This window comes from Nocardia violaceofusca NBRC 14427 (assembly GCF_963869435.1).
GTDB lineage: Bacteria > Actinomycetota > Actinomycetes > Mycobacteriales > Mycobacteriaceae > Nocardia > Nocardia aobensis.
On the sequence record NZ_CAWMPM010000060.1, the window covers coordinates 1 to 19444 of the forward strand.

Below are 19444 nucleotides of genomic sequence, written 5' to 3' on the forward strand. Positions count from 1 at the left end.
TCCGGTGCGGTACATGCGTGCCCCGGTTTCTCCGAAGGGACAGGCCACGAACCGCGATGCGGTCAACGCGGTGCGACGCCAATATCCGGGACTGACACCCGTGCCGGCCACATACAACTCGCCGGTGACTCCCATCGGCACCGGCCGTAGCCGGCGGTCGAGGACGAACAACGCTGCACCTGGTACTGGTGAGCCGATCGGTGGTGCTCCCGAACCCGGCGCCAATGGCGCAGTCAAGGAAACGCACATGGTGGTTTCGGTGGGTCCGTAGCCGTTGATGACCGTGTGCGTGGGTGCCCACTGGTCTACCACTTGGGCGGGGCAGAATTCGCCGCCGAGTATCAGGGTGACCGATTCCAGACCTTGGGGTGTCAGCATCGCCGCCGCGGTCGGCGTTTGGGTCAGCACGGTGACGTGTTCGGCGGCGAGAACATCGTGAAAGTCGTTGGGGGAGCGGGTGATCGCGTCGGGGATCACCACCAGTCGTCCGCCGTGCAGCAACGCGCCCCAGATTTCCCAGACGGAGACGTCGAAGGCGAGCGAATGACATTGCGCCCATACCTGTTCCGACGCAGGCGTGACATCCAAGGGCACCAACAGTTGCGTGACGTTGTGGTGGGTGGCCGCCACACCTTTGGGGACCCCCGTGGTGCCGGAGGTGTAGATGAGGTAGGCGATGGTGTCCGGGCTGGGCGCGGGTAGCGGGGTGCTGGGTTGGGTGTCGAGTGCGGGGTCGTTGATGTCGATGACGGTGACGTCGATCCCGTCCAACCGTCCGGCCAGATCGGCGGTGGTGATCACGGCTGAGGGTGTGGCGTCGGTGAGCATGAATTCGATTCGTGCCCTGGGGTGTTCGGGATCGATGGGTAGGTAGGCGGCTCCGGTTTCGAGCACTGCCGCTATCGCGGTGATCGCTTGTGCGGAGCGTTGCATCAGCAACCCGACCACGCATCCGGGGCCCACACCGCGGTCGGTCAGCAGGTGTGCCAACCGGTTTGCCGCTTGCTCCAGCTGCCGGTAACTGGATGAACGATCACCGTAGCTGAGTGCTATGGCGTCGGGGGTGCGGGCGACTTGTGCGGCGAACAATGCCGGGACCGACATCGCCGGGGATATGTGCGCATCCAATACGGCCCGGTTGCCGATCTCGTCCAGCCGGGTGTGTTCGGATTCGTCGAGCAGGTCCACCGACGACAGCGATCGCCTCGGGTTGCTGGTTATGGCGTTCAGTGTTCGTTCGAGTCGTTGGATGAGTGTGTTGATGGTGGTGGTGTCGAAGATGTCGGTGCGGAATTCGACTGCGCCGGTGAGTCCGGCGGGTTCGCCGGTGTCGGTGAAGCGTTCGCCGAGGGAAAACGCGATGTCCGTGCGGGCGCTGTGGGTGTCCAACGGGATCGAGGTGACGTCGAGATCGTCCAGCACGAAACCGGCTCCGAGGTCGTTGTTTCCGGCGAAGTTCTGCCACGCCAGTAACACCTGGATCAGCGGGTGATGCATCAATGATCTGGCTGGGTTGAGACGTTCCACCAGCATCTCGAACGGCACGTGTTGGTGTTCGAACGCCTCCAGGCTGCGCGTGCGAACCTGGGTCAACAGGTCGGTAAAGGTGGGATCCCCGGCCAGATCGACCCGCAGTACCAAAGTGTTGACGAAGAAGCCGACCAACTCGTCGAGAGCCGGGTCGCCACGGCCGGCGACGACGAATCCTATGGGGACGTCGGTGCTGGTGCTGATCGTGGACAGTAGTACCGCGAGGGCGGTCTGGATGACCATGAAACTTGTTGCGTTGTGGTCGCGTGCGACCTCGGCGATGTGGTGTTGTAGTTCGGCGGGCCAGTCGATGGTGACGCTGGCGCCGTGTTGGTCGGTTGTTGCTGGGTAGGGTCGGTCGGTGGGGAGGTCGAGGTGTTCGGGCATTCCGGCGAGGGTGTGTTCCCAGTACTCCAGTTCGGTGGTGATGCGGCTGTGGGGGTCGTGTAGTTCGCCGAGTTGGGTGCGTTGCCAGAGTGCGTAGTCGACGTATTGCACCGGTAGTGGCGTCCAGTCCGGGGCGTGGTCGTGTCGGTGCGCTCGGTACGCTTCGCTCACGTCGCGGGCCATGGGGATCGGTGACCATCCGTCGAAAGCGATGTGGTGCAACACGATTGCTACGACATACTGTTCGGGTCCCACCGAGTAGATCTGGGCGCGGATGGGGATCTCGGTCGACAGGTCGAACCGGTACCGGGCCAGTTCTGCCAAGGTGTCGGTCAGGTCTTGTTCGGGCAGTGGCACGACTGCCGGGCCGTGGCGTCGCCACATTCCTGCTTGTGCGGGCAGTACGTGTTGGAAGGGCACGCCGTCGGTGTCGGGGAAGATGGTGCGGAGTGATTCGTGGCGTGCGAGGACGTCGTCGAGGGCGGCGGCTAGCGCTTCGGTATCCAGTGGTCCGTTGATCCGGAAGGCGATCGGCATGTTGTAGACCGGGGAGGGTCCTTGGAGTTGGTCGATGAACCAGAGTCGTTGCTGCGCATACGACAACGGGACCCGCTCCGGGCGCGGCATAACCCGCAGTGTCGACTGAGCGGGGCCGCCACGATGCCGGTTCAGGTAGTCGGCGAGACCCTCGACCGTGGACGCGTCGAACAGATACCGCACCGGCACTTCCCTGCCCAGCGCGAGCTGCAGCCGCGCGCTCACCCGGGTAGCAGTCAACGAGTTTCCACCGAGGGCGAAGAAATCGTCATCGAGCCCCGCCCGGTCTCGGCCCAGTACCTCCGCGAACGCCTCGGCGATGATCTTTTCGGCCCGAGTCTGTGGCTCCCGGAAGGGCGCGGCGGCAAACGTCGGTGCCGGCAAAGCCTGACGGTCGATTTTCCCCGAGGAGGTCAGCGGGAACTCGTCGAGCACCACAATCTGCGCCGGCACCATGTAATCGGGCAACCACGAGCTCAACCGCTGACGGATGGCGGCGATTTCGGTGTCGGTGTGGGGGTCGTTGGCGTGGGCGGTGATTCGATGGTCTGCGCTGGCAGGCAGGTAGAGGTCGGTCAGCGGTGGAGCGTGCCGGCGGTGAGGGTCGGTGGGGGTGAGGAAAACGGCATCGAGAGTGCCGGGGTGGGCGCCCCACGTGACGGCGACCTGATATCCGGTGGTTTCGCCTACGCGGTGCAGTTGTTCGGGGGTCACGGCGTCCGAGGTAGCGTCGGCTCGGGCGAGTGCGACGGCTAGCGATAGTCCGTCGGCGAGGGCGCGTTCGATGCGGACATCGGTGATCAGTCCCGTACGGGGGATGCCGGTAATGCGCAGGGTGGCAGGATGTTCGGAGATCAGCTGCGTGCGCAGCCCGCGCAGCCCCGCGACTCGGGTCCACGCCCGAGTGGGTGCCGTGGCCAATGAGCGGACCGGCGTCGGCGTCGTGTGGACGATGACGTCGTACCGATACCGGTTGAGTTCGTTGTCGGCTGATCCGCGTTTGACCTGGATGTCGAGTCCGGCCACCGCCGGATGGCCGGCGGCCCACCTGGTGAAGAACTCTGGGGCCAGCAGCAATTCGGGTTCGGCGAGCACGGCGAGTTGGACTCGCCCGCGGATCTCGGCGGCGTCGGTGGTGGCGGTGCGGGCCAGCGTGACCGCGGTGTGGAACGCGCCCTGCAGGGTGTGGTTACGGACGTCTCCGATGAACATCGCCCCACCGGGGCCCAGCAGATCCAGGGCGGCGTCGGTTACCTCGGTCAGGTAATCGCTGTTGGGGAAGTACTGGATAACGGAGTTGAGAATGATCGTGTCGAAGGAGCCCCGCGGCAGTGCCTCGGTGACATGAGCCGGCTGGGTCAGCAACTGGACTCGGTCACGCCACGGGATCTGCATCTGCTCGAGCCAGTGCGCGATATTGTCGATCGCCACCGCCGACACGTCGGTGGCAACATAGTTCTCACACTGCGGCGCGATCTGTGACAGCACCAGCCCGGAGCCGACACCGATCTCCAACACTCGCCGCGGCTGCAGGGCGAGGATCCGATCCACGGTGGCCGAACGCCACTCCATCATCTCCTCGAGCGGAATCGGATCATCGGTGTAGCTGCTGTTCCAGCCCCGGAAATCCATGCCGAACCCCGGCGCCGCCACCTCGGCGTCGTACAGCTCGTCGTTCATGTGTCGCCACTGTTCGACGATATCGGCGTCGTGATCGGTGGTGGCGGTGTGGTCGAGGACGACGTAGGCGATGAGGTGGGCGCCGGTGGTGCTCCGGTGCATGGTGGCGGCGGCCCGGGTGACCTGTGGGCAGGCCAGCAGCGTGTTTTCGATTTCACCGAGTTCGATGCGCTGCCCGCGCAACTTGATCTGGGTGTCGGCGCGGCCCACGTAATCCAGGGTGCCGGTGGAGGTCCAGCGCACCAGGTCACCGGTGCGATACACCCGCACGCCGGCCTCCCCATAGGGGTTGGCCACGAACCGTTCCGCGGTCAACTCCATCCGGCCCACATAGCCGCGCGCCAGCGCAGGCCCGCCCAGATACAGCTCGCCCACCACCCCGACCGGGGCCGGGTTCAGCCGCGCGTCGAGCACCAGTGCGCATATCCCCGGGATCGGGGTGCCGATGCTGACCGGCTGCCCCGCCGACACTGGCGCAAGGGTGGCGCCGATGGTGGTCTCGCTGGGCCCGTAGCCGTTGAACATCCGCCGTCCCGGCGCCCAGACGGCCACCAACTCCTGCGGACAGGCCTCACCGGTGGTGATCACCGTGCCTACCCGGTCGAGCCGGGTCCGATCCAGCGACGACAGCACGGTGGGGGTCAACACCGCCGCGCTGACCCGCTGGTCCTCCAGGAACGCGGTCAACGCCTCCCCGGCATACACCCGCGGCGGCGCCACCACCAACGCCGCGGCCGATCCGACCGCCCACAGCATGTCGAAGATCGACGCATCGAAGGTCGGCGCGGCCACCATCGAAACCCGCGCATCCGCGCCCAACCCGAACACCGCTCGCTGCGCCGCGGCCAATCCCGACAGGCCGGCGTGGCTGACCGCCACCCCCTTGGGGGCACCGGTGGATCCCGAAGTGAACATCACATACGCGGTGTTGTCCACCCGCAACTCGGCCTGCCGATCAGCGTCGGTGATCGCCGCCGCGGACCGCTCGGGCACATCCGGAGCGTCGACGCGCACGACCGGACGCATCGCGGCCCCGGCTACCGTGCCGGACCCGCGAGCCACTACGCATACCGCCCCCACTGCGTCCAGCACCGCGGTGATCCGCTCGACCGGATGGGCCCGGTCCAGTGGCACATACACCCCGCCGGCCTTGGCCACCGCCCACCATGTCACGACCAACTCCACGCAGCGATCCATCGCCACACCCACCGCGCGCTCCGGACCCACGCCCGCTTCGATCAGCACCCGCGCCAACCTCGTCGACCACTGGTCGAGCTCGCGATACGACACTTCCCGGGCAGCGTCGACAACCGCCGGCGCGGCCGGGCAGGCCGCCACCGCCGCAGCCAGCAACTGCGGCGCCAACCCGACCGGCGCCGCCACTCGCGCACCGGACCACTTCGACAACACCAGATCGCGTTCACCGGTAGCCAGCAGCGACACCTCTCCCACCGTCACCGACGCATCCGCCACCAGAAGGCGGTCGACAAGCATTTCCAGTCGGGTTATGTGCCTGGCGATGTCGTCGTCGGCGTACCGGTCCGGATTCCACATGAACTGAATTCGCGGCGCGCCGTCACCCAGTTGCGGATAGATGTTGATCGCGCAGTCCTGGATGGGATAGGTGGTCAATACGTTGTACGTCACTTCGGAAGGCCCGAAACGAAGCGGGGCGGCGAAGTCGATGATGTTGATCGCCGGGCCGAATTCGATGTTCATATCGGGTCGGGTCGCCTGGGCGATCAGGTCCGGCCAGCGCCGGAACTGTTGATGCCGCAACGCACCGATCATGGCCTCGGCTACCCGATCGCTCAGTGCACCGATGGTGTCGTCGTCATGGACGTCGACGAGCAGCGGCACCATGTTCGACACCATGCCCGTACACCGTTTCAGTGCCGCGGTCGTCCGTGCCGAAACCGGCAGCGACAACGAGACATGTTGCTGTCCTGTGGTTTTCGCGATGAACACCGCTACGGTCGCGACAATCCTTGCGACATCGAAGCGGACATGCCGGTTGTCCGCGAGCCGAGGCGGGCACTTCAGTTCCCGGATCAGCGGGTGGCGTGGTGCCACCGGCCTCCGCGTCCCGCCCAGGTCGGTGATGTCGAGAGGTTCCCGCACAACGGCTTTCCAGTACTCGGCATCGGCCCGGCTGCGCGAGGACTGCTGATACTTCTGATCCGCGCCGCGGATCAGGTCGAACTCGGAGAAGTCGATTTCGCCCGTAACGGGCGCCGCGCCCGAGTAGACGGCCGCGATGTGCCGCATCAGATTATCGGCGCCGTAGCCGTCCAAGAGAAGGTGGTGTGTACGCAGGTAGAAGTACGACAGTTCGTCGGCGATCCGCAGCAGTGCGAAGTCGGTGAGCCGGTCACGGGCCACATCGATCGGCCGGCGGTAGTCGTTGTCCATCCAGTCGCGAGCAGCCGATTCCGGGTCGTGCTCGGAGCGCAGATCGATACAACGCAGGGTGTGCGGAAACGAGCGGTCGACTATGAAAACCGGTTCGCCGTCGTCGAGGGACAGCCGCGCGCAGGGTGTGCCGAACCGCGTTGCCGCCGATTCGCACGCGACCATGAGCCTTTCGGCGTCGACATCGTGATCGATCGTCAGGAAAACGGCCACATTGTAAGGGACTTCGGGCCGGAGTTGTTGGGCAGCCCAAATCGACCTTTGAGCGGCGGTTAACGACCCCAGAACCTCCAGTTGAGCACCGTAGTTGAGCATGATGACGAATTCCTCGTATGTCCTCGAGGCTTCAAATCCCGGCAACCCGACGACCGATCATGTGATCTCGGGCCGGCTGTAGCGGTGATGGCGATAGCGCACACTGCACCCATGTTCGTGGACACGGGCTTCGATGCCGATCGGTTCAATCGAATGTCCACGCGTCCGGCCCCTATCGTCTGAGGGAGGTGCCGTGGACGCTCGCGGGAGCCACTGACGATGTGGCCTCACGAGCACCCTACGCCGAACGGGATTGGAAGACATCAGGAGTCAGGGGAGGATCTGGGCTACCGGGCAGAACTGGCCACCGCGATCTGCGGGCTGCCGGGGAGAACGGGCGGCTGCCTGCGCAGCTCGACGGTGATCGCCGGGTCGGCGTAGCCGGCCAACGCACGCAGCGCCGACGGGCTGTAGGCGCGCAGCGAGCTGATCAACGCGTCGTGCCAGTACGGAACGATCGTCAACGGCAGTGCCAACGCCACCGTGACGAGGTGCAGCAACGAAGGCATCCGCGACAAGTCGATGATCAGCAGTTCATCGGCGGCGCGGGTGCCTTCGGCGAACACCCGGGCGGCCGACGGTGGTGGCAGATGGTGCAGGGACAGCGCGAACACGGCGAGGTCGTAGTACCCGTCGGGCGCGTCGATGGCGGTGGCATCCATCTCGCGCACGGTGGCCCGCGGATGGCTGCCCAGGTCACCGGCGGCGATGGCGGCTACGGATGCGGGCTCGATGTCGGTGACCGTGACCTGGGCGGTGGGATGCATCGACAGCAGCGCCCGCGACAGCCCACCGTGGCCGGCGCCGAGTTCGAGGATTTTGGGATCGCGCACGCCGGTGACCTCGTCGAGCACGATGCGCGCGAGTCTCCGGTGAATCCCGAAAACCCTTTCGCCGCGGTCCAGAGAACGCATGATGCTGCGCTTGCGAGCATCGACGTCGTCGCGGTCGAGGTACTCCAGACGATCGGTCTGCAACCGCCGGTCCAGCCACGACGCATCGGGTCCACCGCGCGGCATGCGGTCGATGTCGAAGATTTCGGTGGCCATATCGTTCACCCTGCTCTCCGCGCCGCCACCTTTCTGCCGTTTCGACGCCGCTGCGGCTCGGCGGTTGGCCGTGACCAGCCTCATCAGGAACGAGGGCCGCGCGAGGCGGGCAGGTGGGTCGACGAAATGCATCACCCGAAGGACGGCTTCGGCGACCGCCGGATCGTTCGCGGCGGCTTCCTGTGCCTTGTCTATGGGCCAGTTCACCGCGCGTCTCGGCGCCCGGCGCCAACCATCTCCCTGGGACACGGTGAAATCGGTGAACCGATTCCCCCGCCACACCGGGCCGATCTGCTTGGCAGTCGCCTTGAAGAATCGCCGGCTCAAGTCTCCGTCGCGATCGGTCAGACAGTTGTGCAGCGCGACCGCCTGCAGCGCGGCCATGGTCATGCCCTGCATATAGACCGGGTTGAAGCTGCAGATCGCATCGCCCATCACCAGCAGACCCGGTGGGAATCGACGCATCTTGTCGTAGCGTCTCCATGTGCTGGCCGGGTAATGCTGGGCCGACATCGCGCCGAGTGGCTCGGCGGACCGCAGCGCGGCGATCAGGGACGGCGGCGCGAATTGCGCGGCGCATTCGATGACGCCGGACAGGTCGTGGGGAAGTTTGTGCCCGTCCACGCCGAACAGGGTCAGGATCCAGGTGTCGTGCTCGTAGGCCACGGCCACCACCCCGACCGGTCGTTCGGGCAGCGGGCTCACCGAGAAGCCCAATTTGTCGCCGACGATGTCAGCGGGAACCCGCAGGAATTGGCTGGCGTAGCTCAGATGCACCGGGTAGCGCTGCTCGGTCGGTCGCTCGCAGCCGAGGTTGTCGAGAAACGCCGGGGTGTGCGCGGAGCGTCCCATCGCATCGACCACCAGTTCGGCATTCAGCCCGGTTTCCTCACCCGTGTAGCGGTTGACCACCCGCGCGCCCGTGACCCGGCGCGCCCGGTCGGTCATCGGCTCGACGACACCATGGCTGTCCAGGATTCTCACGTTCTCGATGGCGCGGACCCGCCGCCTGACATGGGAGTCCAGAAATGGCCGGCTGGGTTGATAGACGACCAGCGATGCCGGGTCGGCATACTTGTCCGAACCGCCGAGCTCGTGCCGGCCCAACCGGACATAGACACGCGACGGCTCGTTGGCCAGAACATTCGCGCCTGCGCTGACGAGTTCATCGAGCAGGCCGGGAAACAGCTGGCCCAGGACATTCGATCCCGTACTCAGGAGAGCGTGAAAATGCCGCGCCTGGGGCACACCGCGACGCTGCTCGGGACCCTCGGGCAGCGGGTCCCGCTCTACGAGTGTGACCTGCTCGTAAAAGTCCGACAGCACCCGGGCGGCCAGCAGCCCGCTCATACTCGCACCGCAGACGATGGCTTGCTGTCCGAGCTTGCTCATGGCACTCCCTGCCGCAACTCGCCGTTGTGCTCGTTGGTGAGAAGCTTGCCTTTCTATCCTTTGTCTTATCCAGCAAGCACGAACAGCAGGTGTGCCAGGTTCACATTTTCGATGCAATTTCCGGTGGCCGACGTACCCCGCGAAAAGACCCTGTTCGAACCGGGCCCCTTTTTCTATGCTGTTCGCTCCTGCCGCCCGCCCTCTCTACGCTACCGCCGTTGCTGGTGTCGAAACAGCGACCAGCGGTCCCGGCTTCCCGGGGGCGGCGGTCGGCAAATCCTCCGATCGCCGCTGGTTGGTCGAACACCGACGATGCGGGTTTCCCGGATAAGCGCGAGGACGGTGGTGATCACGATGTGGGCGTGGTCGAATCTTCGACCGCGGGCCCGGTACGGCGATGCCCGGCGCGGCATAGACGCGGACAGACTGTTGTACGCGAAGTGGCTGTCACACAGAGTGTTTGGTGCTTTCGATGTCGGTTGGTTGGTTGTCGGGATGCGGGGTATATCGGCGTCGAGCACGCTCGGATGAGGAGCGTTTCGACGTTCGAAAGAGGAGACACGATGCTGGGTCTGGGAATCATCGGTTGGATCATCATCGGTGGATTGGCGGGCTGGCTGGCCAGCAAGATCATGAAAACCGATGCTCAGCAGGGCATTCTGCTCAATATTGTGGTCGGCGTGGTCGGCGGCCTCATCGGCGGGTTCCTGCTGAAACTGTTCGGCGTCGATGTCGAGGGCGGAGGCTTGTGGTTCAGCTTCTTCACCTGCCTCGGCGGCGCGGTGGTCTTGTTGTTCCTGGTCGGTATGGTCACCGGCCGCGGACGCGCACTCCGATAAGCGCGCCTCGCCTCGGGATCGCCCGTTCGTCCGCCCGGTCGGGCGTGAGCTGGGTGTGATGAACGGAGGCGCAATGCTGGGCTCGGAGGCCGTCGTGGCCTCCGAGCCCAGCATTGTGTCCACGAAATTCGGTCGCGCGCAGGCGAGGTGAACCGATTCAACCGTTTACCACTATGGAAAACCAGGGCCACAGTAGGCTGCTGCCCATCGCCGTCTCGATGATGGGAAAGTATGCGCGCTATCGCAATTCACCTCGCCGCGGCCGTGGCCGCTACCGCCGCATTCGTCGCGTCATTGCAGATTGCGCAGGTGACACATGTTGATCGGAGCCCGGTTCGCCCCGCCGCGGCGCAATGCAGTCTGGCACCGACAGCCGGTACCGTCGTACGGACGATCGGTAACAGGATCTATCGGCTCAACGTTCCCGCCGGCCTGGCCGGACACTCGGTGCCGCTGCTGCTCGCCGAGCATGGAAATGCCAGCAATGCGGCAGATTTCGAGCAGGTCTCGGGCTGGACTCCCTACGCGGGCGCGCACCACTTCATCGTCGCCTACCCGCAGGGCAACGCCAACAATCTGCCGCTGGATCCCGGTAACGGTCTGGTGGGCAACGATTGGGAATTCCAGCAGGGCTCGATCGACGTCCGGTTCCTGCGCTCGGTCGTCGCCGACATCGAGGCGAATTGGTGCATCGACCCCGGACGCGTATACAGCAGCGGCTGGTCCGACGGCGGCATCATGTCGCAGCGGCTGGCGTGCGACGCCTCCGACGTCTTCGCGGACGTAACCTCCTGGGAGGGAGGCGATCCCACCCTCCCCAACCCCACCCTGCTGATTCCCAGTCCCGGGTCGCCCTGCAAACCGGCTCGCCCGATCTCCGTCGTCATCGCCCAGGGACAGGTCGACCCGATCTCCGATCCGGCGGCCGGTGTGGCCAACGTCGGCGCATGGGTAGATCGCGATGGCTGCCCCGTCCTTCCAGCCCGGTCCAGCGACACCTTCGGCACGACGGCCGGCTACGGACCGTGCCGGAGCGGGACCTCCGTGCAGTACCGGGTGGAAAACGGCCAGTTTCACCAGTGGCCGTCCGGCGCGGCGGGCGAGGATCTGCGAGATCGCTTGTGGAACTTCATGTTCGCCACCACTCTCCCGTAGGAGCCGAGCGGGCACTCTGCACTGGCAGAGCCGGCGTCCGATGCCGCAGTGGATTCCGGTGCCCGTCATCCGTGGGCGAGGGCGCGGTCGGTGAGGGCACCGATCGCTGGTCCAAGGGTCTGGGCGTAGCTGACGGTGAGGTGATTGTCGTCGCGGAACACCAGAGTATTGCCGACGATGACGGGGCAGCGGCCCGCAGCGCAGAACATCGAGGTGAGATCGGCGTACTCGCCGCCACCGGCCGCGGTCGCCGCCTGCTCGGCCGTGACGCCGGCGTCGTTCACTCCGACGGGGCGTGCGGGTGCGCATGCGGTGGCATCGTCGAGGTGTTCGGACAGGCACGTCGGCACCGTGCTGTGGGGATCGGGGATCGGGCCGAGAACGAGCACCGCCGAACCGATCGCGCGCAGCTCGGACACCAGGCGGGCCAGGCTGTCGACCCAGGCTCGATCGTAGGAGACGAAGCCGAAATCGCCGCCGTAGCGTCGGGACATGCCCACCACGACCAACCGCGGGCGCTCGTTGCGCAGCCGGTTCAGCACCTGGCCGCGCCACTGCTCGCATTCGGTGTACTCCCGGTCCAAGTACGGGCTGGTGATGGGCAGGTCGAGCAGGGGGCAGGTGACCTTGGCCATCGTTTCCAGCCGCCAGTGCCGCGCCTCGGCGATCGGCTCGAGCGCCGGATTCCACATCGCCGCATGGGAATCGCCCACCAGGGCCACCGTGGTGGACGAGTCCGGATCACCCGAGGCGCACTCGCCCTGGCCGACCTCGCGCCACGACCGGACACAGCCGTTGGTGAACGCGTCGGCCTTGTCGCCGGGCGCGATGTCGAGCGAAGGGGTGAGATTCGATGGGACAGCACGGATTTCGGCCGAGGCGGCGACCGCGGATTGCGCCTGTGCCATCAGCTGCCGGACCGCCTCGTCACGGGGGTCGGCGGCGGTCGCGGCCGAGTCGCGGGGCGTGGTGAGTACGAGGGACGGTGCCGCCTCGCCGTGCCCGACCGGGGCGGGGACGAGCGCGAGCAGGACGAGTGCCGCACTCGTGGCGAGTGCGGTGCAGGCGAAGCCGCAGGCGAGGCTGCGCGCGGCCGAGTTCCGCAGCGGTGCAGCGAAGCGGACCGGATTCTCGACCGTCCACTGGGTGAGCAGGGCAAGCCCGCCGGCCATCACGAGCGCACCGATTGCGCCGACTCGCCCGAGCGGATGGCCCAGCATATGCGGTGCCAGCAGCAACACCGGCCAATGCCACAGATACCAGGCGTAGGACACGGCTCCGATCGCCCGCACCGGACCGCGGGTCAGCAGCCGACCGACCCCGAAACGTGGTCCGGCACAGCCGGATACGATCATCAGAGCAGTACCCGCGACGGGCATCAGGGCCGCGCTGCCGGGATAGGGTGTCCTGCCGTCGAATTGGGTGCAAGCAAAGAGGACCAGAACCAGACCGATCCATCCGGCCGGCGCGGCCACCGAGTGCGGCAACCGGGACCACACGACAACCGAGAGCGCCACCAGGCCGCCGGCGGCCAACTCCCACGCCCGGGCGGGCAGCGAAAAGAATGCCCACGGAGGCAGCGTGCCGGTCCAGATCAGTGAGATCGTGAACGAGAGCGCGGCGACAGCCGCAAGAATGATCAGATAGGGAAGTGGCCCGGCCGATCCGGTGCGGCGGCGCCGCACGAGCCATGCCGACGCGACGATGAGCACCGGCCACACCAGATAGAACTGTTCCTCCACGCCGAGTGACCAGAAGTGCTCGAACGGCGAAGGCGGCTCGCTCGCCGCGAGGTAATCGGTGCCGCGCAGGGCCAGCCGATTGTTTCCGACATACAACGCGCCGGCGATCCCGTCGCCGAGGACCTGGCGCGCCTGCAGCGGCGGCAACAGCGCCGCCGCGCCGACCGCGGTGGCGACCACCACGATGCCCGCCGCGGGCAGCAGCCGGCGAGCGCGTGCTCCGTAGAACCGGGCCAACCCGATGGTGCCGCTGGCTCTTACCTCTCGCCACAGTTTGCCGGTGATCAGAAATCCGGAAATCACGAAAAAGACGTCCACACCGACAAATCCACCGCTTATACCCGGAATTCCCGCATGGAACAGCACGACTGCCACGACAGCGACCGCTCGCAGGCCCTCGATATCGGGCCGAAATCCTTCCCGAGGCTGCGATGCATGGTGAACCCGGTCTGCCTGCCGATTTGCCAACCCGCTCACGGCCGTGTCCGTCATGTGCAGCATTGTGATTGATCGACCCGGTCGTGACGCGACGACGTGCCGATTCCGTGGCCGACGAATTTGCGGTGCCGGATGTGCTGCTTATGGTCGAATTCGGCGGTTCGACATCGCGGAATTCTCCCGGACCGGGATTCGAAGGAAGTCCTGGACCCGCGTTTCACGGACCGCCTGACGTGGGCGGAGTGACGGGCAAACAACTCGGCGGGTTCCTGCGGGCGCGGCGGGCGAGCGTGCGACCTGATCAGCTCGGGCTGGTCTCGTATGGTCGTCGCCGGGTGGCCGGGCTGCGGCGTGAAGAAGTGGCCGACGCGGCGGGAATGAGTGCCGATTACTACACCCATCTGGAGCGTGGGCGTGAGCGGCATCCTTCCGCGCAGATACTCGATGCGCTGAGCCGGACCCTGCTGCTCTCGGACGCGTTGAGGGAGCATCTGTTCCGTCCGGCCGGCGTCGTTCCGGCCGCCCGCGCGGTGGAAACGGTCGGTCCCGTGCTCCGGCAGATGCTGGAAAACTATTCGGCCGCACCGGCATTCGTGATGAATTCGTCGATGGACATCCTTGCGGCGAACGTCATGGCAAGGGCGTTCTTCTCGGCATATCCGCGCGACAATGTGGCTCGAATGACGTTCCTCGAACCGGTCAGCCGGGACTTCTGCGTCGACTGGACCTGGACGTGCCAGGCGATCGTCGCGGGCTTCCGGCAAGCCGGCGCAGTGTATCCCGACGATTCCCGTCTGCGGTGCGTGATCGGCGAACTTCTCACGGCCAGTGCGGAATTCGCTGAGCTGTGGCATGCCTACGCGGTGTGTGTCGCGAGCACCGATTCGCGCGCATTCGTCCATCCCGAGGTGGGACCGGTACCCGCGACCGGGCACGCCGAACCCGCATCCTGTGCACCCGCCACCGCGACCGGCGCGAGGTGTTCGTGAGCGGCCTCGCCATGGCCAACGGCGCCGCCTTCGACGCGGCAGGCAACCTCTACATCACCGACACTGCGTGTCCACCTCCCCGCCTGACGTCGATCCGCCTGGTGCTAGGGCTCGCCTATTCGTGCGCGGACGGCATCGGCGATGTCTTCGGTGGCGGCGCGTGCGTCGGGGTCTGCGAGCATGGTGGCGAATCCGTGCGGCAGGTCGTCGTAGCGTTCGAGCGATACCGGTACGGCGAGGTCGTCGAGTCGGCGGGCCAGGGCTTCGCCTTGGTCTCGCAGGACATCCATTCCGGCGGTGGCGATGTGAGTGGCCGGCATGAGGCCCATATTCGGCGCGCGCAGCACGCACACTCGTGGGTCGAGGGCGGTGTGCGGGTCGGGGGCGTACCAAGTCAGGGCTCGTTCGACGCAGCCGCGATCCAAGGGGACGGTGAACAGGTCGCTGGATCGGTAGCCGTCCATGCTGGTGTCGACCACCGGATACAGCAGCACAGCCAGAGCCGGTCGGTATCGAGAGTCCGCACCGAGATGCAGGGCGGTCGCCGCTGCCAGATTGCCGCCGGCGCTGTCGCCGCCGATCGCGATCCGGCTGCTGTCGACACCCCAGTCCGGTGCGTGATCGACAGCGAATCGGTACGCGGCCAGTACATCGTCGAATGCCGCGGGGAACGGATGTTCGGGCGCGAGCCGGTAGTCGACCGACAGTACTCTCACGCGGGCGCGCGTGGCCAGGAGTCGGGCGGGTGCGTCGAAACCGGCGGCGCTGCCCAGATGCCAGCCGCCGCCGTGCACGTACACCAGCAAGCCGCAAGGTCGCCGCAGTTCTGTGGGTTCGTAGAGTCGCGCGCTGAGCGGGCCGGCCGGACCGCTCAGCTGGATGGTTTCGACAGCGGCCCCGGTATGGTCGATGCCGCCGGCGATGCGTGTCAGGACATCGAAGCGAGCTCGAGTTGCCGGGGACGGGGGCCGCCGGGCGAGCAGTTCACGTTTTCCGAGGGTGGCCAACACGTGCAGGCGCGGGGAGAGTTGCTGACCATCGACGACGGGGCGCTTGGGCGCCAGCAGCGACCACCACGCCGAGGGCATCGACAGTGCGCGAGCGCCCGCTGCCTGTATCGCGGTCGTCACGATCCTGAAGCTTGGGCTCACGGCGTTCCATCCTTGCTTGTCGACGCCACGTGTAGACAGCTTTTCGCACCGTCTCGCGCCGATGCGCGGACTACATCATCATGAACCGCCACCACGGACCCCGACGTATTCGGCTTCTCACGGCCCTTGTGGTTCGAATTCGTCCGACTCAGTCCGAACGCAGCGATTTCTGTTCGCGCTCGCCGCGCAACCAGTGGGACAACGCTTCATAGACTGCCTCGTGGTTGAGCAGCGTGAAATGATTCGCCCCGGGTAAATGCATGCCGTTGTCGTCGTCGAAACCGATGCGCCGGGCGCGCTTTCGGCCCGAACCGCTCGTGGTGAGCACCAAACCGTCCCCGATGACGCGGCCCAGAGGATGGTGCGGGCTGCGAGTGATGGTCGCGGTGACGAAGTAATGATCGGCGCCCTCGAGCAGCGGAACCTCGCGGATCGCTCGGCGGCGCAACGCGTCCGCGTCCACACCGTCCCAGTCCTGATCGACCAGCGAACCTTGACGCAGATCGCGGATGCCCGCACTGCGGCGGCGTAGCAGTCGTCCGAACGGGCGGGTCTCCGGGACGCGGACCAGCGCCGCGGAGAGGTAATGGACGAATTGCTCGAGCGGCGCTCCGAGATGAGGTGACCCGAGGCAGACCACCTGGCGCACCTGGCGTACCCAGGAACGTCCCTCCTCGGTGGCGTCGAAACACGCGCCACGGGCGATGAGCCCACCCATCGAATGGCCGACCAGCGACAACTGTTCGACCTCGACCGGCCAGTGCTCGACGAGGCGCTGTAACAGATCATCCAGTTGCCGGGCGTTCTCGGAAATGTGCAGACCGCTGTTGTACCGCACCTGAAGGGATGTGCAGCCCAGATCGGCCTCGAGTCGTTCGGCGTAGGTCGGTCTGCCGCCGAGACGCCACGCGTGTTCGGTTTCCGCCAAACCGTGCAGGAAGATCACGAGCCGACCGCTCGGGTTCGTGATGTACTCCGCGAGCCGTTCCGGTGCCACCGGTTCGCCGCCGGACCGAAACGTCATGGGAGGGGCGAGAATCGGCCGCTGCTGGGCGAGAGTGTCACCGATCAACCCCTGCAGGGCAGCGAGGAAGCCCGAACCGAAAACCGTACGCGACGGGGCGGACACCCCGGAGAGCGTCGCGGCATGTTCGGCCAGCACGCCCGCCGAGACCGCGGAACCGCTGGCGATCCGGTACACGCTGTCGGCGATGGAATCGTGCATTACCTGCACCGGCAGAGCGGCGGGGCCGACCCCCAGCCGCACGGCCGCGAAGACGTGATCGGAGATGGCGCGATGCACCGTGGCGACCCCGTCGACGGCACCGCCGAGTTCGTCGCCCGCCAGCCGGGCGAGCGCCTCGATCTCCGACTGTTGCCGATCGCTCATCGATTCAGTGTACGACCGTGCACTGAAAATCGCGCAACCTCCAGGGGATATCGACTCCCGCGGCCGACAGCTTCATGCCGGCAGCACTCCGATCAGTGCGATGAGCAATTGCGGACGCCACAGAGGTCGGCGGCGATACCGAACAGTCGGGCGCGTTGTGATTGCTGAATCTGGAGCTCGTCTTGATGGTCGGGCGCGTGACGGTAGATCTGCCGCATCATGCGGTCGGCGGCGTCGACCGAGCCGAGCATGAGATAGCAGAAAAGCCTCAGCTGCGTGTCGAGGGGCGCACCACATGTGGCGGTGTTTTCCGGTTCGGACATGCTGTCGCCGTCTCAGAGTCCGAATAGTGGAAACAACGATGCGCCGTGGAACGCGACGATCCGGGCGACGCCCTCGGTCGTGAGAGTCAGGACGTGCAGCGCGTGGGGGTGATAAGTGCCGTCGCCACCGCGAGCGTAGACCGCGAAGGCGGGCTGTCCGTTGGCTGCAGCGGCGACCAGTGTCGCAGGCCCGATCACGCGCATCTGCTTGGTGAGAAAAGCGACGATGGTATCGCGCCCTTCGAACCAGGTCGTGATCGGCGGCATCTCCCACCTGGCGTCCTCGGTCAATACCGCGACGAGTTGATCGACGTCCGCTGTTTCGAACGCGGCCACGTATCGGTCGAGCAGGGCCCGCAGCTGTGGCTCGGCGGGTTCGGTCAGCTCGTCTCGCCGGACCGGGACCTGGGTTCGGGCACGTTGCAGCGCGCTGTTGACGGCCGCAGTCGTCATCTCCAGCAGTTCCGCGACCTCGGCGGCGCGCCATTGCAGTACGTCGCGGAGAATCAGCACGGCCCGTTGTCGTGGTGGAAGCTGTTGTAGTGCTCCGATGAGCGCGAGCCGCATCGTCTGTCGTTCCACCACGACGGTCGCCGGATCGGCCGGTGCGGTGGTGAACAGGAAATCGGGTATCGGCTGAAGCCACGGCACCTCCCGAGTCGGTGCGTCGAGGGCGGCATCCGAGTTTGTCTGTGGGGCAACCAGATCCGCGGGCAGAGGACGGCGTCTGCTGTTGTCCAGCGCCTTGAAACATGCCCGGGTCGTGATGCGGTACAGCCAGGTACGCAGCGACGATCGTTCTTCGAAGCGGTCGTAGGCACGCCATGCCGCGAGGTAGACGTCTTGCACCACCTCTTCGGCATCCTCGACCGAGCCGAGCATGCGGTAGCAGTAGGCGAGCAGCTCACGCCGGAACGGCTCGCTCAGCCTTTCGAAATCCTTGTCGCCGGCTTCGGCTTCGGTCATGGTCTGCATGATCCGCTCCGGTCGGTGTTGTTCATCGTGACATCCTCGGTGGGAAGGAATTCGAATCAGCGGACGACGATGTCGGCCATGTCGATGGCGACGAAGACGATCCGGTCGTCGCCCATCGGGGCGTAGGCGCGCCGGGTGGCGGGGATGACGACGCCGTCGATGGTGCGGTAGTCGCCGGCATACAGCTGCGACTCGACGGTCCGGCCGACGATGTCGATGGTGAAGTCGTGGCGGCGCAGCAACCCGTCCGGGCCGAAGCAGAACACCTGCGTGCGGGTGTGGCTCTTGATGTGATCGGGGAATGTCACGCGAAGTCGCCGCCATGTTTCGCCGTCGGCTTCGATGGGGGCGACCTCCTCGCACACGAACCCCGGCCAGGTGAACAGGAAGGGCGTATTCAGATAAGTCCAGAGTGCTTCACCGGTGAAGTAGGCGAGATGTAGGTCGTCCCATGGTGTTTCGAACTGGTGGCCCTCGAACGACCGCTCCGGGTCGTCGCGCGTGCCGACAACCGTGCCGATCGGCTGCTGCACGACGACACGGTCGGGTTCGAAGACCGATCTGCGGTCCTGGCCGACGAAGTCCATCGTCAACCGCTCCCGCGTGGTGTCCACCTCGACGCGGACGTTCCGCAGAGCTTCTCCTTGTCCCTTGATCTGCCAGAATGCCCCCGTGATAGCGGCGTCGACGACGATCGTGTCGAGCCGGTTCCATCGATCCATGCCGCCGTGCGCGGCGACGGCGTGCGCCAGTAGCTCATTCATTGCATGTGCTCCTCCGATGACCCGCCCCGGCATCGGCATGGTGGTCGGGGCGGTCGAGGTCAGTCGACGATGATTCCGCCGGTCAGGTTGGCGACGGTGCCCGTCATCGCCGAGGCCCGGTCGGAGGCGAGGAATACTGCCGCAGCCGTGAGTTCGGACAATGCGGTCAGACGCTTGCGATGGGTCATCGCGCCTGCGGCCGCGATCATCTGGTCCTTCGTGATACCGATGGCGTCGGCGTGCAGCCCGTACACGGTGTGGATGACCGGTGTTTCCGGCATGCCGGTGGTGCGCAGGCAGATCGTGCGCACGCCGTGCTGAGCCCATTCGGCCGACAGGGCCCGGTTGAGACCTTCCATCGCGGCCCAGCCGACGC

The 19444-nt window shown here is 66.1% G+C and carries 12 protein-coding genes; 3 read left to right on the forward strand and 9 right to left on the reverse strand.

Features of this window, described 5'->3' with window-relative positions; all coding sequences use genetic code 11:
* On the reverse strand, positions 1–6861 hold a 6861-nt coding region (locus AC5592_RS34165; protein WP_157122424.1), incomplete at its 3' end, for a non-ribosomal peptide synthetase.
* A gap of 287 nt (positions 6862–7148) precedes the next feature.
* Positions 7149–7910, reverse strand: coding sequence for a class I SAM-dependent methyltransferase (locus tag AC5592_RS34170; protein WP_084507647.1), 762 nt, complete (start codon positions 7908–7910; stop codon positions 7149–7151).
* A 1955-nt stretch (positions 7911–9865) separates the two neighbouring features.
* On the opposite strand from AC5592_RS34170, the gene AC5592_RS34175 reads away from it, so the two are divergent.
* Positions 9866–10141, forward strand: a complete 276-nt coding sequence (locus AC5592_RS34175) for a GlsB/YeaQ/YmgE family stress response membrane protein (RefSeq protein WP_036509744.1) — start codon at positions 9866–9868, stop codon at positions 10139–10141.
* 231 nt (positions 10142–10372) lie between these two features.
* The gene (locus AC5592_RS34180; RefSeq protein WP_063066571.1) at positions 10373–11296 is read left to right on the forward strand and encodes a CE1 family esterase; all 924 of its coding nucleotides are present in this window, start codon (positions 10373–10375) and stop codon (positions 11294–11296) included.
* Positions 11297–11361: 65 nt separating this feature from the next.
* Here the strand turns inward: AC5592_RS34180 and AC5592_RS34185 are convergent, their stop codons facing one another.
* The gene (locus AC5592_RS34185) at positions 11362–13530 is read right to left on the reverse strand and encodes an acyltransferase family protein (RefSeq protein ID WP_157122426.1); all 2169 of its coding nucleotides are present in this window, start codon (positions 13528–13530) and stop codon (positions 11362–11364) included.
* A 179-nt stretch (positions 13531–13709) separates the two neighbouring features.
* Here AC5592_RS34185 and AC5592_RS34190 point away from each other — a divergent pair, with 179 nt between their 5' ends.
* The gene (locus AC5592_RS34190) at positions 13710–14465 is read left to right on the forward strand and encodes a helix-turn-helix transcriptional regulator (RefSeq protein ID WP_198164020.1); all 756 of its coding nucleotides are present in this window, start codon (positions 13710–13712) and stop codon (positions 14463–14465) included.
* Between the two features lie 104 nt (positions 14466–14569).
* Here AC5592_RS34190 and AC5592_RS34195 read toward each other — a convergent pair whose 3' ends face one another.
* From AC5592_RS34195 to AC5592_RS34220, 6 genes are all read right to left on the reverse strand, one after another.
* The gene (locus tag AC5592_RS34195) at positions 14570–15595 is read right to left on the reverse strand and encodes an alpha/beta hydrolase (protein WP_157122428.1); all 1026 of its coding nucleotides are present in this window, start codon (positions 15593–15595) and stop codon (positions 14570–14572) included.
* 169 nt (positions 15596–15764) lie between these two features.
* Positions 15765–17006 carry an esterase/lipase family protein gene (locus tag AC5592_RS34200; RefSeq protein WP_063066574.1) on the reverse strand — a complete coding sequence of 414 codons (1242 nt, stop codon included), beginning with the start codon at positions 17004–17006 and terminating at the stop codon, positions 15765–15767.
* A 92-nt stretch (positions 17007–17098) separates the two neighbouring features.
* Complete coding sequence (locus AC5592_RS34205; RefSeq protein ID WP_063066575.1) at positions 17099–17329, reverse strand: hypothetical protein; 231 nt, start codon at positions 17327–17329, stop codon at positions 17099–17101.
* Positions 17330–17341: 12 nt separating this feature from the next.
* Positions 17342–18304 carry a sigma-70 family RNA polymerase sigma factor gene (locus AC5592_RS34210; protein ID WP_084507644.1) on the reverse strand — a complete coding sequence of 321 codons (963 nt, stop codon included), beginning with the start codon at positions 18302–18304 and terminating at the stop codon, positions 17342–17344.
* A 56-nt stretch (positions 18305–18360) separates the two neighbouring features.
* Positions 18361–19068: a hypothetical protein gene (locus AC5592_RS34215; RefSeq protein ID WP_063066576.1), complete on the reverse strand. Its 708-nt coding sequence runs from the start codon at positions 19066–19068 to the stop codon at positions 18361–18363.
* Positions 19069–19127: 59 nt separating this feature from the next.
* A partial coding sequence (locus AC5592_RS34220) for an SDR family oxidoreductase (protein ID WP_157122430.1) occupies positions 19128–19444 on the reverse strand: 317 nt, incomplete at its 5' end.